Origin of the sequence: Enterobacter sp. Lyrl_3 (assembly GCF_051948675.1) — a bacterium.
GTDB lineage: Bacteria > Pseudomonadota > Gammaproteobacteria > Enterobacterales > Enterobacteriaceae > Enterobacter > Enterobacter cloacae.
On the sequence record NZ_JAYJLI010000007.1, the window covers coordinates 169755 to 183820 of the forward strand.

Genomic DNA, 14066 nt, shown 5'->3' on the forward strand with positions numbered 1-14066 from the left:
CCCGTGGGAGAGGACGGGGGTGAGGGCATCAGGCCGCACGCTTATGCGGATTCACCGTAGGGTTAGGCTCCGCACCAGCATCGCACTTCGCCGGTAGCAGCAGGGCCAGCAGAGAGGCCAGTGCCAGTGACACCGCCAGGCAGTAAACGCCCGCATCTTTGCTGTACAAGGTGATCAGCACGCCGACCGCATAAGGGCCACAGAACCCGCCGAGGTTACCCAGGGCGTTAATTACCCCCCGCGCGCCGCCTGCCATCTCCGCGCTGAACAGGCGTGCCGGAATGGTCCAGAACACGCCCGCCGCCGACTGCAGGAAGAACCCACACCCCACCAGTGCGGCGTAGGCCAGCCAGGTATGCTCTTTCAGCGCCACGGAGAGGAACATGCAGAGCGCAAAACCAATCAGCGGCAGGGAGACAAACAGCTTGCGTTTACCGGTACGGTCAGAGAGCGAAGAGAAGAGGAACATACCCGCAATGGCCCCGATATAAGGCAGGATCGCGAGCACGCCTACCTGGCCGATGCTGGTGTGCGTGAGCTCTTTGAGAATGGTGGGTAGCCAGAGGGTGTAACCGTAAATGCCGGTCTGGTAGAAGAAGTTCAGGGCAATCAGCTGCCACATGGTTTTGTCGGACAGCACCGCGCTCAGCGAGGCGTTTTTCACCTCTTTACCGGCAATGGCCTGCTGTTCTGCGGCCAGGGTTTTGACCAGATAATTTTTTTCCGCTTCAGAAATCCAGCGTGCTTCCTGCGGGCGGTCGTACACCGTGAAGGCCCACAGCACCAGTACAACGATGGACATCAGCCCTTCAATGATGAACAACCAGCGCCAGTCGAGTGCGGTAATAATCCAGCCCGACAGGGGCGCGGTGATGATCCCGGCAATGGGGACGAACATAATTACAATCGCATTGGCACGACCGCGTTCGGCGTCAGGGAACCAGTTACTGATCATCGTCAGCACAACCGGCAGCATCCCGCCTTCTGCTACCCCAAGTAAGAAACGCAGCACCAGCAGTTGATACTGGCTGGTGACGAGCCCGGTCAGGACCGAAATCACCGCCCAGGCGACCAGCGACCAGCCGATAAATTTCTTCCCGCTGCCATGAACGGCAATCTTGCCGCCAGGCACCTGCAAAAACAGATAGCCAATAAAGAAGATCCCACCCGCCAGGCCTGCCATGGTGGCAGAAATACCTAACTCTTCATCCATACCGCCGGGCATGGCAAAAGCAATATTCACACGGTCCATATAAGAAATAATGCAGGCGATAAGAATCGGGGGAATAATTCTTAGCCAGCGCTGGCGCGGAATGTCCGCATGTAGAGCTTGAGTAGACGTATTCATATTTAATATCTCAGTGTAGGTAACCGGAATAAGATTTTTTATTGTTATTGCGTTGCTTTTTTCATTTGGCTAATGCCGTCGTGCAAAATAGCGATGCGATGGCTGATATCAGCATTAGCATTTATTTCCAGTAATTTAATACCGGAAAATTTCAATGTTGCGGCGCTCGCCGCAGTAAAGAGTGCTTTTGCATGTTCAGTGGTCATCAAACTGTCGGCACAGTACGATGAAAACGGTGCGTGCAGATCCTGCCATTCACCGTACTCTCCGCGGATGGTGGTGCCGGAGAACATTAGCGCGGCCAGTTTTCCGGCCTGAAGGGCGGTCTGAACGTGCTCAACCGGAAGCGTGGTGTTGCGCCCTTCAATGGCTGAGCGCGCCCAGTTAATACAGATGCTGATATCTGTCTCTTTTATCACCTCCAGCACCTGCTCTAAGGGTAAAAATCCCTTACGCGGTGCGGGACCGGTCATGGCATCGCAGTGCTCAAGCACCAGATCGCAGGACCAGTCCCAGCCCGCGATTTCACGAATGGAACGGGCGAACGCCTCGATAGCCTGCTCGACTGAAGCATTGCCCGCCTGCGGTGCGGCCTGCATCTCCAGGGCAATAACTTTCCCGGGAAAACGGGCGTTAACCGCAGCAATCTTCTGCTGCAGATGGCGGTAATATTCCACACACGCTTTACGCTGTTCTTCGTCAGCAGACGCCAGCCCAAATGCGCCATTGGTGCCACGGCGACGCATGGTTTCCATCACGGCGGTCACCACGATTTGCCATTCACCCGGCGTATGGCGGAACAGCCATTCATCCCCATAAGGATGGAGATGTTCAAGGCAGGGGAGTTCCAGCCCGCGAATGTGTGGCGTGTCAGAAAGTTCCCGCCAGAAGGTTTGTTCTTCTTGTTCCCCTTTCTGGTGAAACGAGGGTGCGCAGGGGTACGCACCAATAATAAAACCGGTATTGGTCATTTCGCGTTCCTGTATTTATACCCGTCATACTTCAAGTTGCATGTGCGTTGGCTGCGCTCGTTCACCCCAGTCACTAACTTATGTAAGCTCCTGGAGATTCACTCTCTTGCCGCCTTCCTGCAACTCGAATTATTTAGGGTATATCAGAAAATTAATCTAATTCGCTGATTGCCACTTTCACCACAATTTTGCGAATTGCAGTTTCCTTGTTTTTAATACAGGCAGGACGGTGTACATCCTGCGGTAAAAATATGGCATAACTACCAGGTACCATTTCAATGAACGATTCATTTTCACTGTTGTGATAAAAAATAATATCCCGTTGTTCCAGTAATGATTCGCTGATGTTGTTATTTCCGGTATCGATAGCAATACCGATTTTTTCTTCACCCCACGCCAGAAATTGAATATCAAGATAGCGGCGATGCACTTCGGGGCGATTCTCATGCGGCTCTTTGGTGGTCAGGTCGAGGATCTGGGCAAAGAGGTTGCGCCCCTCAATTTCAACGACACCCGGTTTTAGCATGCTGAAATCCGTGGTACGCAGAAAATCTAACGCTTTTTCAATCGCCAGCGGCAGGCGACACGGATTTGGCTGTGAAATATGTCCGAATATCATGGCCCACTCCTTACAGCGCCTGGATTTTCGCCCACACGCTGTCGTCAATGGTGATGCCGTTGCGGCGGTTCTCTTCAAGCAGTCGCGTAAATTCATGCCCCGGCAGACGGACAGCGACGTTTTCGTCTGCCCGCTCGGCGGTGGTGATGAAGTCCATAATACGCTGCAGTTTGGCATCGCGGGTTGGGCCGTCGATCAGGCGGTCGACCTCGATGGCGATAAAGATCTGCGACACGCCATACTCGTCGCTGTTGTCCTGGGTAACTTCCGCCACGGAGGAGCCGTTAGAGAGCAGGGTGGCGATCATGTCGAGCACAATCGATAAGCCGGAACCTTTCCAGTAGCCCATAGGCAGAATACGGCGATTTTTCTCAATCACGCCAGGCTCTTTGGTCAGATTGCCCTCGTCGTCGAATCCACCGTCGACCGGTAACGTGCGTCCGGCCAGTCGGTTCACTTCCAGCATGCCGTAGGAGAACATCGACATCGACATATCGACCATGGTAATTGGGGAGGAGGGGATCGCCACGATAAGTGGGTTGGTGCCGATGCAACATTCTTTTGACCCCCACGCGGGCATCACCGCAATGGAGTTGGTCCAGCAGATCCCGATGTAGCCCTTCTCTGCGGCTTGCCAGCCATAGCTCCCTCCGCGCATCCAGTGGTTAGCGTTACGCAGCGCAACCAGACCGATACCGTGATCGGAGGCCAGTTCGGTGGCGCGATCCATCATTTTTTTCGCCGTCAGGTTACCGATGGCGCGTTGGGCATCCCACTGTTCGATGGCCCCTAATGTGGTCACCCGTTTTGGCTGGGCATCAGGAATGATGTCGCCCGCGTCCAGTTGCTGAATAAAACGCGGGAAGCGGTTCACGCCGTGGGAATAGACGCCAGATTCCGTGGTGCGGGCAAACATCTCCGCGCAGGCATCCGCCGTTGCTGCTTTTACACCGCGATCGAGCAGAACCCGATTGAACGCTGCTTTCAACTCTTCGAATGTCACTTTCATCCCTGTTCTCCTGTTCTTCGTAGGGGCAAGTGCGAGTGCTTTTTTATCGCTAAATTTCACTATGCGAAATCTGATTTCAAATATAGCGATCAAATTTTGCCAGATCAACGACATTCATGATTTTCAAAATCGATTAAAATCAACTGGTTGTGTTTTTTCTGTTGAGATCGTGAACTGAACCACACTTTGCGCTACCATCAGGGCGCGATAAAAAGGAGCCATGGGATGAGCATGAAAGAGAGCGACATGACGCAAGAAAAAGAGAGGCCAGCAGGTAGCCAGAGCTTGTTTCGCGGTCTGATGCTGATTGAGATCCTCAGTAACTATCCGAACGGCTGTCCTCTGGCCCATTTATCGGAACTGGCCGGGCTGAATAAAAGCACCGTGCACCGGTTACTGCAGGGATTGCAGTCGTGCGGGTACGTCACCCCGGCACCGGCGGCGGGCAGCTATCGCCTGACCACCAAATTTATCGCCGTCGGGCAAAAGGCGCTGTCGTCGCTGAATATCATCCACGTGGCTGCTCCGCATCTTGAGTCGCTGAATATCGCCACCGGCGAGACGGTGAACTTCTCCAGCCGCGAAGACGATCACGCGATCCTGATTTATAAGCTTGAGCCGACCACCGGTATGCTGCGCACGCGCGCCTATATCGGCCAGCATATGCCGCTTTACTGCTCGGCAATGGGCAAGATCTACATGGCATTCGGTCACCAGGACTATGTGGCGAGCTACTGGGAAAGCCACCAGGATCAGATCCAGCCGCTGACCCGCAACACCATCACTGAACTGAGCGCGATGTATGACGAGCTGGCGGAAATCCGCGAGCACAGCATGGCGATGGATAAAGAAGAGAACGAGTTGGGGGTCTCCTGTATCGCGGTGCCGGTGTTTGATATTCATGGCCGCGTGCCGTATGCGATCTCAATTTCGCTGTCGACCTCCCGCATGAAGCAGATTGGCGAAAAAAATCTGCTTACACCTCTGCGTGAAACGGCGGACGCGATCTCCAGAGAGCTGGGTTTTAACGTGCGCGAGGGATAACAGATGAACCGGTTCATCATGGCGGATTCGGCAAAATGTATCGGCTGTCGCACCTGCGAAGTGGCGTGTGTCGTGTCGCATCAGGACGCCATCTCAACAGACGCCTTTACGCCCCGCATTCGGGTAGTCAAAGGGGACGCTTTCACCACGGCGGTGGGTTGCCATCAGTGTGAAGATGCCCCTTGCGCGAATGTCTGCCCAACGCAGGCGATTCGCCGTGGCGAGGGAGCCTGGCAGGTTGAGCAGGTGCGGTGTATTGGGTGTAAACGCTGTATGGTGGCGTGCCCGTTTGGGGCGATGCAGGTGCAATGGGCAGGAGATACGCTTCAGGCGCTGAAATGCGATTTATGCGCGCATCGCGCGGACCGACCGGCCTGTGTGGAAGCCTGTCCGACCCACGCGCTGAGCTGTGTCGATCCCGCCAGATTACGCACCGAGCGGTTACGTAATCTGGCGTAGGCTCTTACTGGGCGTCTTCGCGCCAGGCGAACTCAATTTCTTCGGCGAGAATTTTCACCCCGGCTTCGATTTTTTCCGGATCGGGCACGTAGTTCATGCGCATACATTGATGCGTATGCGGCCACGGCTTATCCAGCCCCGGGAAAAAGTAATCTCCCGGCACCATCAATACGCCTCGCTTCTTCAGGCGCTGATAAAGCAGCTCGGTGGTGATCGGCAGATCTTTAAACCACAGCCACAGGAAAATTGCCCCTTCAGGTTTGTGGATCAGGCAGCGTTCTTCCGGTAAATAGCGGCGAAGAATGGCAATCGTCTCCTGAACGCGCTGATAATAGAACGGCTTAATCACGTCATTAGACAGGCGCAGCAGATCGTTGCGTTTAATCATTTCGCACATCATCGCCGGGCCAATACCGCCAGGAGAAAGGCTGATAATGCCGTTCATGTTGGTAATGGCGGTGATGATTTTTTCATTGGCGACGATGATCCCGCAGCGGCTGCCCGGCAGGCCGAGCTTGGAGAGGCTCATACACAGGACGATGTTCGGGTTCCACAGCGGACGTGCTTCGCTGAAGATAATACCCGGGAACGGCACGCCATAGGCGTTATCGATCACCAGCGGGATGCCATGCTGATTTGCCAGCGCATCCAGTTTCATCAGCTCGTCGTCGGTGATGACGTTGCCCGTTGGGTTGGTTGGACGTGATACGCAGATCATGCCCGTCTCTTCACCAATGTGCAGATGTTCAAAATCGACGTGGTATTTGAACTGACCTTCCGGCAGCAGCTCAATATTCGGGCGCGCGGAGACGAACAGATCCTCTTCCAGACCGGAATCGGCGTAGCCGATATACTCCGGTGCCAGCGGGAACAATACTTTTTTGGTGGTGCCGTCGGCGCGACGTCCTGCGAAAAGGTTAAACAAGTAGAAAAATGCGCTCTGACTGCCGTTTGTCAGTGCAATATTCTGCGGTTCGATGTCCCAACCCAGCTCTTCACGCAGCATGTCGGCGAGGAGTTTCAGCAGTTCGGTTTTACCCTGAGGGCCGTCGTAATTGCAAAGCGCATCGGTTGCTTTGCCGTTTTCCAGCATCTGAGCGAGCAGCGTCTGGAAATAGGTATTCATCTCCGGGATTTGAGCCGGGTTTCCGCCGCCGAGCATGATGGCGCCCGGTGTGCGCAGCCCGTCGTTGAGGTCCTCCATCAGGCGGGTAATGCCTGAATGGCGGGTAAATTTGTCGCCGAAAAGTGAAAACGTCATAGCAGGTGATCTGTCGAGCTTGTTTTGAAAGTGGGTAACCATAACGCTAGCACCGTGCGGGTGCAAATCGGCTGGTGTGGTCGGATTTGTGGTTTTATGTGGCGGGTGTGGGTTTTTGTAGTGAATAGTTCTGATTAGTGCCCCTCACCCCGGCCCTCTCCCGGTGGGAGAGGGAGAAAACCGCGATGAGGGGGCTATTGGTTCCCCGCCCAGACGACCATGACCTTATCGCCATCATGTTCACGTACGAATCCATACCCCTCTTTCAGCGAAAGCGTGGTTTGCTTGCCTTCACCTATCGCCGGATGGCGGGCGCGGAACTGACCCAGCGTTTGCCAGTGGGCGACGGTTAACGCCTGTTTGCCCGTCACATCCTGCCAGTTCATATCCGAGCGTGTTCCCTGCAGAGGGTCGGAACCCGTCGGCCCGAACGGACGCTCTGATTCATCCCCATAATAGATTTGTACGCTGCCTGGCGCTAACAGCAGCAGTTCTGCCGCGCGTTGGCCCCCTTCGCGGAACAGGCGGGTGTCATGCGAAGAGAGATAACTCAGAACGTTAAAGCTTTGCAGTTTTTCCGCCATCTGCTGCCACGTTAGATCGATATCGGCCAGGCAGTTCACCGCTTTTGCCGCCTGCTCCTGATAATCGAAGTTAATCATCGCATCGAAGCCGTGGCGGTAATAATCGCTCTGCATGACCCCGTGGCCCCAGGATTCACCCGTCATCCAGAACGGCGCATTGTCGAGCTTTTTGTCCGGGTGAGCACCTTTCCAGGCCGCCAGCGCCTGGCTTGCCTGGTCCTTCAACTGCTGCCAGGCCGCCAGCTCCACGTGTTTTGCCGTATCAACACGGAAACCGTCAATGCCATACTCGCGTACCCACTGGCTGAGCCAGTGGGTCAGGTAATCGCGCGGGGTGTATCCCGGGATAGCTTTTGCTTGGGTATCGGGCTTGTGCTGATAGAAGTTTGGCAAACCGGACGGCGTGGTGGATTCCGTTTTCAGGTCGGGTAAAAACGCCAGTGACATGGTCAGGTCGTCAAAGCCCGGGTTGTCGTAATCGCCAATATCGGTGCGGATCCATTTTTTACCCCACCATTTTTCCCATGCGGCTTTATCGCTGAAGTTAATGTAATCATTAAAGCTGTGCCAGCTTTGTCCCGTGCCCGGCTTCCAGTCGGTCCAGCGTTCACCCAGCGTTTTCTTCAGCTCATCACCCTGCAGATAGAGCGCGCCAAACTGGTACTCCTGCATGTCGGCAAGCGTTGCGTAGCCCACATGGTTCATGACGATATCGAACAGAATGCGGATGCCGCGCTTGTGCGCTTCATCGACGAGATGACGTAAATCATCTTCGGTGCCCATATTGGCATCAAGCCTGGTCCAGTCCTGCGTGTAGTAACCATGGTAGGCGTAGTGGGGGAAATCCCCTTTGGTGCCACCGCCGACCCAGCCGTGGATCTGCTCAAGCGGGGAGCTTATCCAGAGCGCGTTTACCCCCAGTTGCTGCAGATAATCAAGCTTGCTCGCAAGCCCTTTCAGATCGCCGCCGTGGAAAGTGCCAATCTCCTGCATGCTGTCTTTGTGGCGGCCATAGCTATTGTCATTCGTGGGGTCACCATTCACGAAGCGGTCGGTCAGCACGAAATAGACCGTAGCGTTTTGCCAGCTAAACGGCGCGGGTTTGTCGGTTTCGGCGCGCTCAAGCAGCAGCAGGCCGTTGCTGTTGGCGGCAGGCTGAAGGGTAATTTTTCCCTGCTGCACCGTCGCGGTTTGTTTGCTGTAGAAATCTCGCACCACGGAGCCTTCCGGGAAGGTGTTTCCCACCTCCAGCGTCAGGGGTTTTCCATCCCATTTTGGGCACTGGCGGATAACGTCTGCCACCGGTTGTTCTGCTGCGCTCTTGATGGTCAGCATCAGGGTTGGCGTGCCGGAACGGGTATCGACACGCATCTGGTACTCTCCGTCGCGGAACAGACGCCACTGCGGCGGCGTGCCGTCACACGGTTTGAGCGACAGCATCTCGTTGAGTTTTATCGCTTCTGTTGGCTGCCAGCACGTGTTGTCAAAACTCACTGTCAAAGGACGCGTACCCTTCGCAAGCTTTGCCTGGCTGGTGAACATTCCGGTGCCTTCGGCGCTGAACGCGTTAAATCCCGGCGATGACCAGTCAGCGTGTGCCAGTGCGGGTAACATCAGAAAAGCTACGGCGGTGCGTTTCATTCCATCTTCCTGTCGCGGCATTTTTGACCAGTGTGCCATCAGGTGAGGCGTAAAAACTCATCCCCCGGCGCTTTCTGCAAGGATGACGCGAGAGGATGAGTGATCCCGCGCAAAATTAGGCAGTTATCTGCGAGATCGCACACAAATTTTCAGAATTGATGCTTAAGTGAGCACGTTTCAGGTGACATAGTTTCGGAATTGGACTATTTCTATACGTGCTCTTGAAGTCTATTTTTGATATGATTTGAGATTCCGCTCTCAAATTTGTGAAAAAAATAAGGTGTTGGAATGTTTATATCCGACCAGGAGACCTAATGATATCGACTCCCATTCGACGATATGGGGCCGCGATACTCATGTTACTCACCACGACATTTTCGGGTGGGGTGCTTGCAAAGACGCACACGGATACAACGAGTAAGAAAGCCCACGTAATAAAGACGACAAGCAGTAAGGTTAGCAGTAAACAAGAGTATTCTCGCAATAGTGCAAAGAGTAGTTCACTTCCTGATTTGCGAAAATACCCTTCCGGAACACCAAGGAAAAAAGCGTTTCTCCGGACAGTAATGCCTTACATCACAAGTCAAAACGCCGCGATTACGGCAGATCGTAACTGGTTGATCGCCAAACAGTACGATAGCCGCTGGACGCCGTCCGAGCGCGCGCGCCTGAAAGATATCGCAAAGCGCTACAAGGTAAGCTGGAACGGTAACACCCGTCGTGTGCCGTGGAACTCGCTCCTTGAGCGTGTCGACATCATCCCGGGCAGCATGGTTGCGACAATGGCTGCAGCCGAAAGTGGCTGGGGCACCTCGAAGCTGGCACGCAACAACAACAACCTCTTCGGCATGAAGTGTGTGAAGGGGCGTTGTAAAAATGCGCCGGGCAAGGTGAAGGGCTACTCGCAGTTTGAATCGGTGAAAGATTCAGTAAATGCCTATGTGGTAAACCTGAACACCCATCCGGCCTACTCGTCGTTCCGTAAGTCACGCGCACAGCTGCGTAAAGCGGATCAGGAAGTGACGGCCAGTACGATGATCCACAAGCTGAAAGGTTATTCCACCCAGGGTCAGCGCTATAACAACTATCTGTTTGCGATGTACCAGGATAACCAGCGACTTATCGCCGCCCATATGTAATCCCAATAACGCCTTCCACGGGAAGGCGTTTTCTTTTCTACATCATGACTTCGCTGTGGCGTTCCCGATACTCTTTCGGTGTGTTGTCATACTCTTTACGGAACACCGAATAAAAATACTGCAGCGACGGATAGCCGCACATCTGCGAGATTTCGTTGATCGACAGCGACGTGGAGATGAGCAAACTGCGCGCTTTCTCCAGCTTCTCTGCGTGAATGACCGCATGAATGGTTTCGCCCACTTCCTCTTTAAAACGCTTCTCCAGATTTGAACGGGAAATACCCACGGAATCCAGCACCTGATCGACCTTGATACCTTTGCAAGCGTGGTTGCGGATAAAGTGCATCGCCTGAATGACTGCCGGGTCGTTTAAGGAGCGGTAATCCGTTGAGCGACGTTCTACCACGCGGACCGGGGGAACCAGCAGGCGCTGAAGCGGCAGGGATTCGTTATCCAGCAGACGATGCAGTAATTTTGCGGCCTGATACCCCATCTGTCGGGTGCCCTGCGCCACAGAGGAGAGAGCCACGCGAGAAAGGTAGCGGGTCAGCTCTTCGTTATCGATGCCAATCACGCACAGCTTCTCCGGCACAGGAATGTGCAAATGTTCGCAGACCTGCAATACGTGGCGCGCACGGGCGTCCGTCACGGCAATAATGCCGGTTTGCGGCGGCAGCGTCTGCAGCCAGTCAGCCAGACGGTTTTGCGCGTGCTGCCAGTTTTCCGGCGCGGTTTCCAGCCCCTGATAGACCACGCCGCGGTACTTCTCCTGGGCGACAAGCTGACAAAAGGCGTGTTCGCGCTCAACGGCCCAGCGCTTGCCGCTGGAGGCTGGTAAACCATAGAACGCAAAGCGATGGACGCCTTTCTCCTTTAAATGCAGAAACGCGCTTTCGACCAGCGCATGGTTATCGGTGGCGATATAGTGGACGGGAGGATAGTGCTCGGGCGAATGGTAAGAGCCGCCGACGCCCACAATCGGGACGTCGACGTCAGTCAGTAACTGCTCAATGACCGGGTCGTCATAGTCAGCGATGACGCCATCGCCCAGCCAGTCTTTGATGTTCTCGAGTCGGGTGCGGAAATCCTCTTCGATAAAGATATCCCACTCAGATTGCGACGCCTGCAAATATTCACCAACGCCCTCTACCACCTGTCGGTCGTAAGCTTTGTTGGCATTGAATAACAACGTAATGCGGTGACGCTTTTCAAACATGGCTCGCTTCCCAAATAAGTCACAATACGGTTATCAGGTACGCCGCTTGGTGGCAGAGTCCATCCAGACTGCCAGCAAAAGAATGGCCCCCTTGACGATATACTGCCAAAACGTCGGGACGTCCATCATACTCATCCCGTTATCCAACGAAGCCATGATAAATGCCCCCATCACCGCGCCCGCCACGCTGCCGACACCGCCTGCGAGGCTGGTACCGCCAATGACGCAGGCGGCGATAGCATCCAGCTCGGCAATGTTCCCGGCAGACGGCGAACCCGCCCCGAGACGCGAGCTGAGGATCAACCCTGCGATAGCAACCATCAGGCCGTTGATGGCAAAGACCGCCAGTTTGGTGCGCTCTACGTTAATGCCTGACAGACGGGCGGCCTCAAGGTTACCGCCGATGGCGTAAATACGGCGGCCAAACGCGGTGCGCGTGGCCATAAACATGCCGCCCAGCAGCAGGAGGGCCAGCAGGAGAACTGGCGTAGGGACGCCGCGATAGTCATTCAGGAGCCAAATCGCGCCGAGCACGATCACCGCAGTCAGTGCCTGACGTCCCACCACGGATGTTGATGGAGAGGAGGCCAGCCCCAGCGACTGACGGCGCATACGGCCACGCCATTGCCAGGCCACGAACGCCAGCAGCCCGACCACGCCGATGGTAAAGCCCACGCTGTCGGAGAGGTAGCTCTGACCAATCTGCGACATGGCGGCGCTGGTGGGAGAGACGGTGGTGCCGTTGGTGATGCCAATCAATACGCCGCGGAAGGCCAGCATTCCTGCCAGAGTAACAATGAACGACGGGACCTTCCGGTAGGCAACCCACCAGCCGTTCCAGGCACCCAGCACCAGACCTAATACCAGCGTCACCGCCACGGTCAGCGGCAGCGGCCAGCCGAGCCAGACGTCAAAAATGGCCGCGACGCCGCCGAGCAGACCCATCATCGACCCCACCGACAGGTCGATTTCCGCCGAAATAATGACGAAGACCATGCCCACGGCCAGAATGCCGGTGATGGCCGTCTGGCGCAGCAGGTTAGAGACGTTACGCGCGCTCAGGTAGGAGCCATCGGTCATCCAGGTAAAAAACAGCATGATGGCGATAATGGCCGCGATCATCACGAATACCTGCAGGTTCAGCGCTTTTAACCCCGCGAATGCGCCGGGCGTCTGAACAGCGACTTTGATATCAGACGGATTGCTTTTCGACATGACGTTCGCTCCTTAAAGCGGCTTCCATCACCTGCTCCTGCGTCAGGTTCTGGTTAATCAGATTGGCTTTCAGTTTGCCCTCGTGCATGACCAGCACACGGTCGCTCAGGCCGAGCACTTCGGGTAATTCAGAGGAGATGACAATGACGGCGATCCCTTGCTGTACAAGCTGATTAATCAGTTTGTAGATTTCGTACTTTGCACCGATATCAATGCCGCGCGTTGGCTCATCCAGGATCAAGATGCGTGGATTGAGGAGCAGACAGCGCGCCAGAATGGCTTTTTGCTGGTTGCCTCCGCTCAGGCGCCCAATGGCCAGTTCCGGTGAGGATGTTTTCACTTTGAGGCGGGCGAGAGATTGCAAAATGCACTGCTGCTCTGCGGCATCATCAAGGCTGCTCAGCGCGCCGGAGAACTGATCGAGTGCCGCGAGCGTGATGTTTTTACCCACCGCCATCACCGGCACGATGCCGTCTTTTTTGCGGTCTTCCGGCACCATGGCAATTCCGTGGGCAATTGCCTGCTGGCAGTTGTCGATTTTCACCGGCTTGCCATCAATATAAACCGTGCCTTCCCAGCGCCCTGGCCAGACGCCGAACAGGCACTGCACGGCTTCAGTACGTCCGGCGCCGACGAGCCCGGCAACACCGAGAATTTCACCCCGGTGCAGGGAAAAGGAGATGTTGTTTACGCGTTTGATATGGCGATTTACCGGGTGCCACGCGGTCAGGTTTTCTACGCGTAACACTTCATCACCCGTTGTGTGAGGTTCATTCGGGTAGAGCGCCGTCAGTTCGCGGCCCACCATCATGGTGATGATGTCATCCTCGCTCATGTCTTCGGCTTCGCGTGTGCCGATGTGTTGACCATCGCGGATCACGCAGATGGTGTCCGAAATGGCTTTGACCTCGTTGAGTTTGTGAGAAATGTAGATGCAGGCGATACCGTGATTTTGCAGATCGCGGATGATATCCAGCAGGACGGCCGTTTCCTGTTCGGTGAGAGAGGCCGTGGGTTCGTCGAGGATCAGCAGCCTGACCTGTTTGTTCAGCGCCTTAGCGATTTCAACCAGCTGTTGCTGCCCCAGACCCAGGTCTCCCACGCGGGTATCCGGCGAAATGGCCAGACTGACCTGCGCCAGCAGTTTTTCACAGCGTAGCGTCATGGTGTCGTAATCCAGCACGCCGTGGCGCGAAATTTCGGCCCCGAGGAAAATGTTCTCCAGCACGGTGAGATGCTTCACCAGCGCCAGCTCCTGGTGAATGATGGCGATACCCTTACGTTCAGTATCGCGAATGTGGGTGGCCTGAATGACCTCGCCAGCAAAGACAATTTCACCTTCGTAGCTGCCATGCGGATAGATCCCGCACAACACTTTCATCAGCGTCGACTTACCCGAACCGTTTTCGCCGCAGAGCGAAACCACTTCACCAGGATTTAGCCGCAGGCTCACGTTATCGACCGCTTTCACCGCGCCAAAACGCTTGGTGATGCTTTTCATTTCAAGTAAATAAGGCATAACTGCTCCACATGACCCGAGGTAAAAACAGTACAAGTCGA

At 55.1% G+C, this 14066-nt stretch carries 12 protein-coding genes; 3 read left to right on the forward strand and 9 right to left on the reverse strand.

All coding sequences use genetic code 11. The features are described from left to right. Nucleotides 1-28: 28 nt before the first annotated feature. The 4 genes from VF709_RS15020 to yiaK all read right to left on the reverse strand — a co-directional run bounded on the left by VF709_RS15020 (nt 29) and on the right by yiaK (nt 3947). Complete coding sequence (locus VF709_RS15020) at nt 29-1348, reverse strand: MFS transporter (protein ID WP_029881926.1); 1320 nt, start codon at nt 1346-1348, stop codon at nt 29-31. A 44-nt stretch (nt 1349-1392) separates the two neighbouring features. After that, on the reverse strand, nt 1393-2319 hold the full coding sequence (locus tag VF709_RS15025; protein WP_149896746.1) for a DUF4862 family protein: 927 nt from the start codon (nt 2317-2319) through the stop codon (nt 1393-1395). A 151-nt stretch (nt 2320-2470) separates the two neighbouring features. Next, on the reverse strand, nt 2471-2938 hold the full coding sequence (locus VF709_RS15030) for a YhcH/YjgK/YiaL family protein (protein ID WP_440231856.1): 468 nt from the start codon (nt 2936-2938) through the stop codon (nt 2471-2473). Between the two features lie 10 nt (nt 2939-2948). Next, nucleotides 2949-3947 (reverse strand): 3-dehydro-L-gulonate 2-dehydrogenase, encoded by a 999-nt coding sequence (gene yiaK, locus VF709_RS15035; protein ID WP_149896745.1) that lies wholly within the window; start codon nt 3945-3947, stop codon nt 2949-2951. Between the two features lie 225 nt (nt 3948-4172). On the opposite strand from yiaK, the gene yiaJ reads away from it, so the two are divergent. Then, nucleotides 4173-4991 carry an IclR family transcriptional regulator YiaJ gene (gene yiaJ, locus VF709_RS15040; protein ID WP_013094955.1) on the forward strand — a complete coding sequence of 273 codons (819 nt, stop codon included), beginning with the start codon at nt 4173-4175 and terminating at the stop codon, nt 4989-4991. Between the two features lie 3 nt (nt 4992-4994). Then, complete coding sequence (locus VF709_RS15045; RefSeq protein WP_440231857.1) at nt 4995-5450, forward strand: 4Fe-4S dicluster domain-containing protein; 456 nt, start codon at nt 4995-4997, stop codon at nt 5448-5450. A gap of 4 nt (nt 5451-5454) precedes the next feature. Here VF709_RS15045 and avtA read toward each other — a convergent pair whose 3' ends face one another. Next, nucleotides 5455-6711: a valine--pyruvate transaminase gene (gene avtA / locus VF709_RS15050; protein WP_020686533.1), complete on the reverse strand. Its 1257-nt coding sequence runs from the start codon at nt 6709-6711 to the stop codon at nt 5455-5457. A gap of 194 nt (nt 6712-6905) precedes the next feature. Further along, entirely contained in the window at nt 6906-8936 is a 2031-nt protein-coding gene (locus tag VF709_RS15055; protein ID WP_149896743.1) for an alpha-amylase, read from the reverse strand. Nucleotides 8937-9250: 314 nt separating this feature from the next. Here VF709_RS15055 and VF709_RS15060 point away from each other — a divergent pair, with 314 nt between their 5' ends. After that, nucleotides 9251-10075 carry a protein bax gene (locus tag VF709_RS15060; protein WP_014830204.1) on the forward strand — a complete coding sequence of 275 codons (825 nt, stop codon included), beginning with the start codon at nt 9251-9253 and terminating at the stop codon, nt 10073-10075. Between the two features lie 37 nt (nt 10076-10112). Here VF709_RS15060 and xylR read toward each other — a convergent pair whose 3' ends face one another. The 3 genes from xylR to VF709_RS15075 are packed head-to-tail and all read right to left on the reverse strand — an operon-like array spanning nt 10113 to nt 14025. Continuing rightward, entirely contained in the window at nt 10113-11291 is a 1179-nt protein-coding gene (gene xylR, locus VF709_RS15065; protein WP_014830205.1) for a D-xylose utilization transcriptional activator XylR, read from the reverse strand. Between the two features lie 33 nt (nt 11292-11324). After that, entirely contained in the window at nt 11325-12506 is a 1182-nt protein-coding gene (gene xylH / locus VF709_RS15070) for a xylose ABC transporter permease XylH (protein WP_020686536.1), read from the reverse strand. Continuing rightward, complete coding sequence (locus tag VF709_RS15075; RefSeq protein ID WP_038418402.1) at nt 12484-14025, reverse strand: xylose ABC transporter ATP-binding protein; 1542 nt, start codon at nt 14023-14025, stop codon at nt 12484-12486. The genes xylH and VF709_RS15075 overlap by 23 nt, the downstream gene beginning before the upstream one ends. Between the last annotated feature and the right edge of the window lie 41 nt (nt 14026-14066).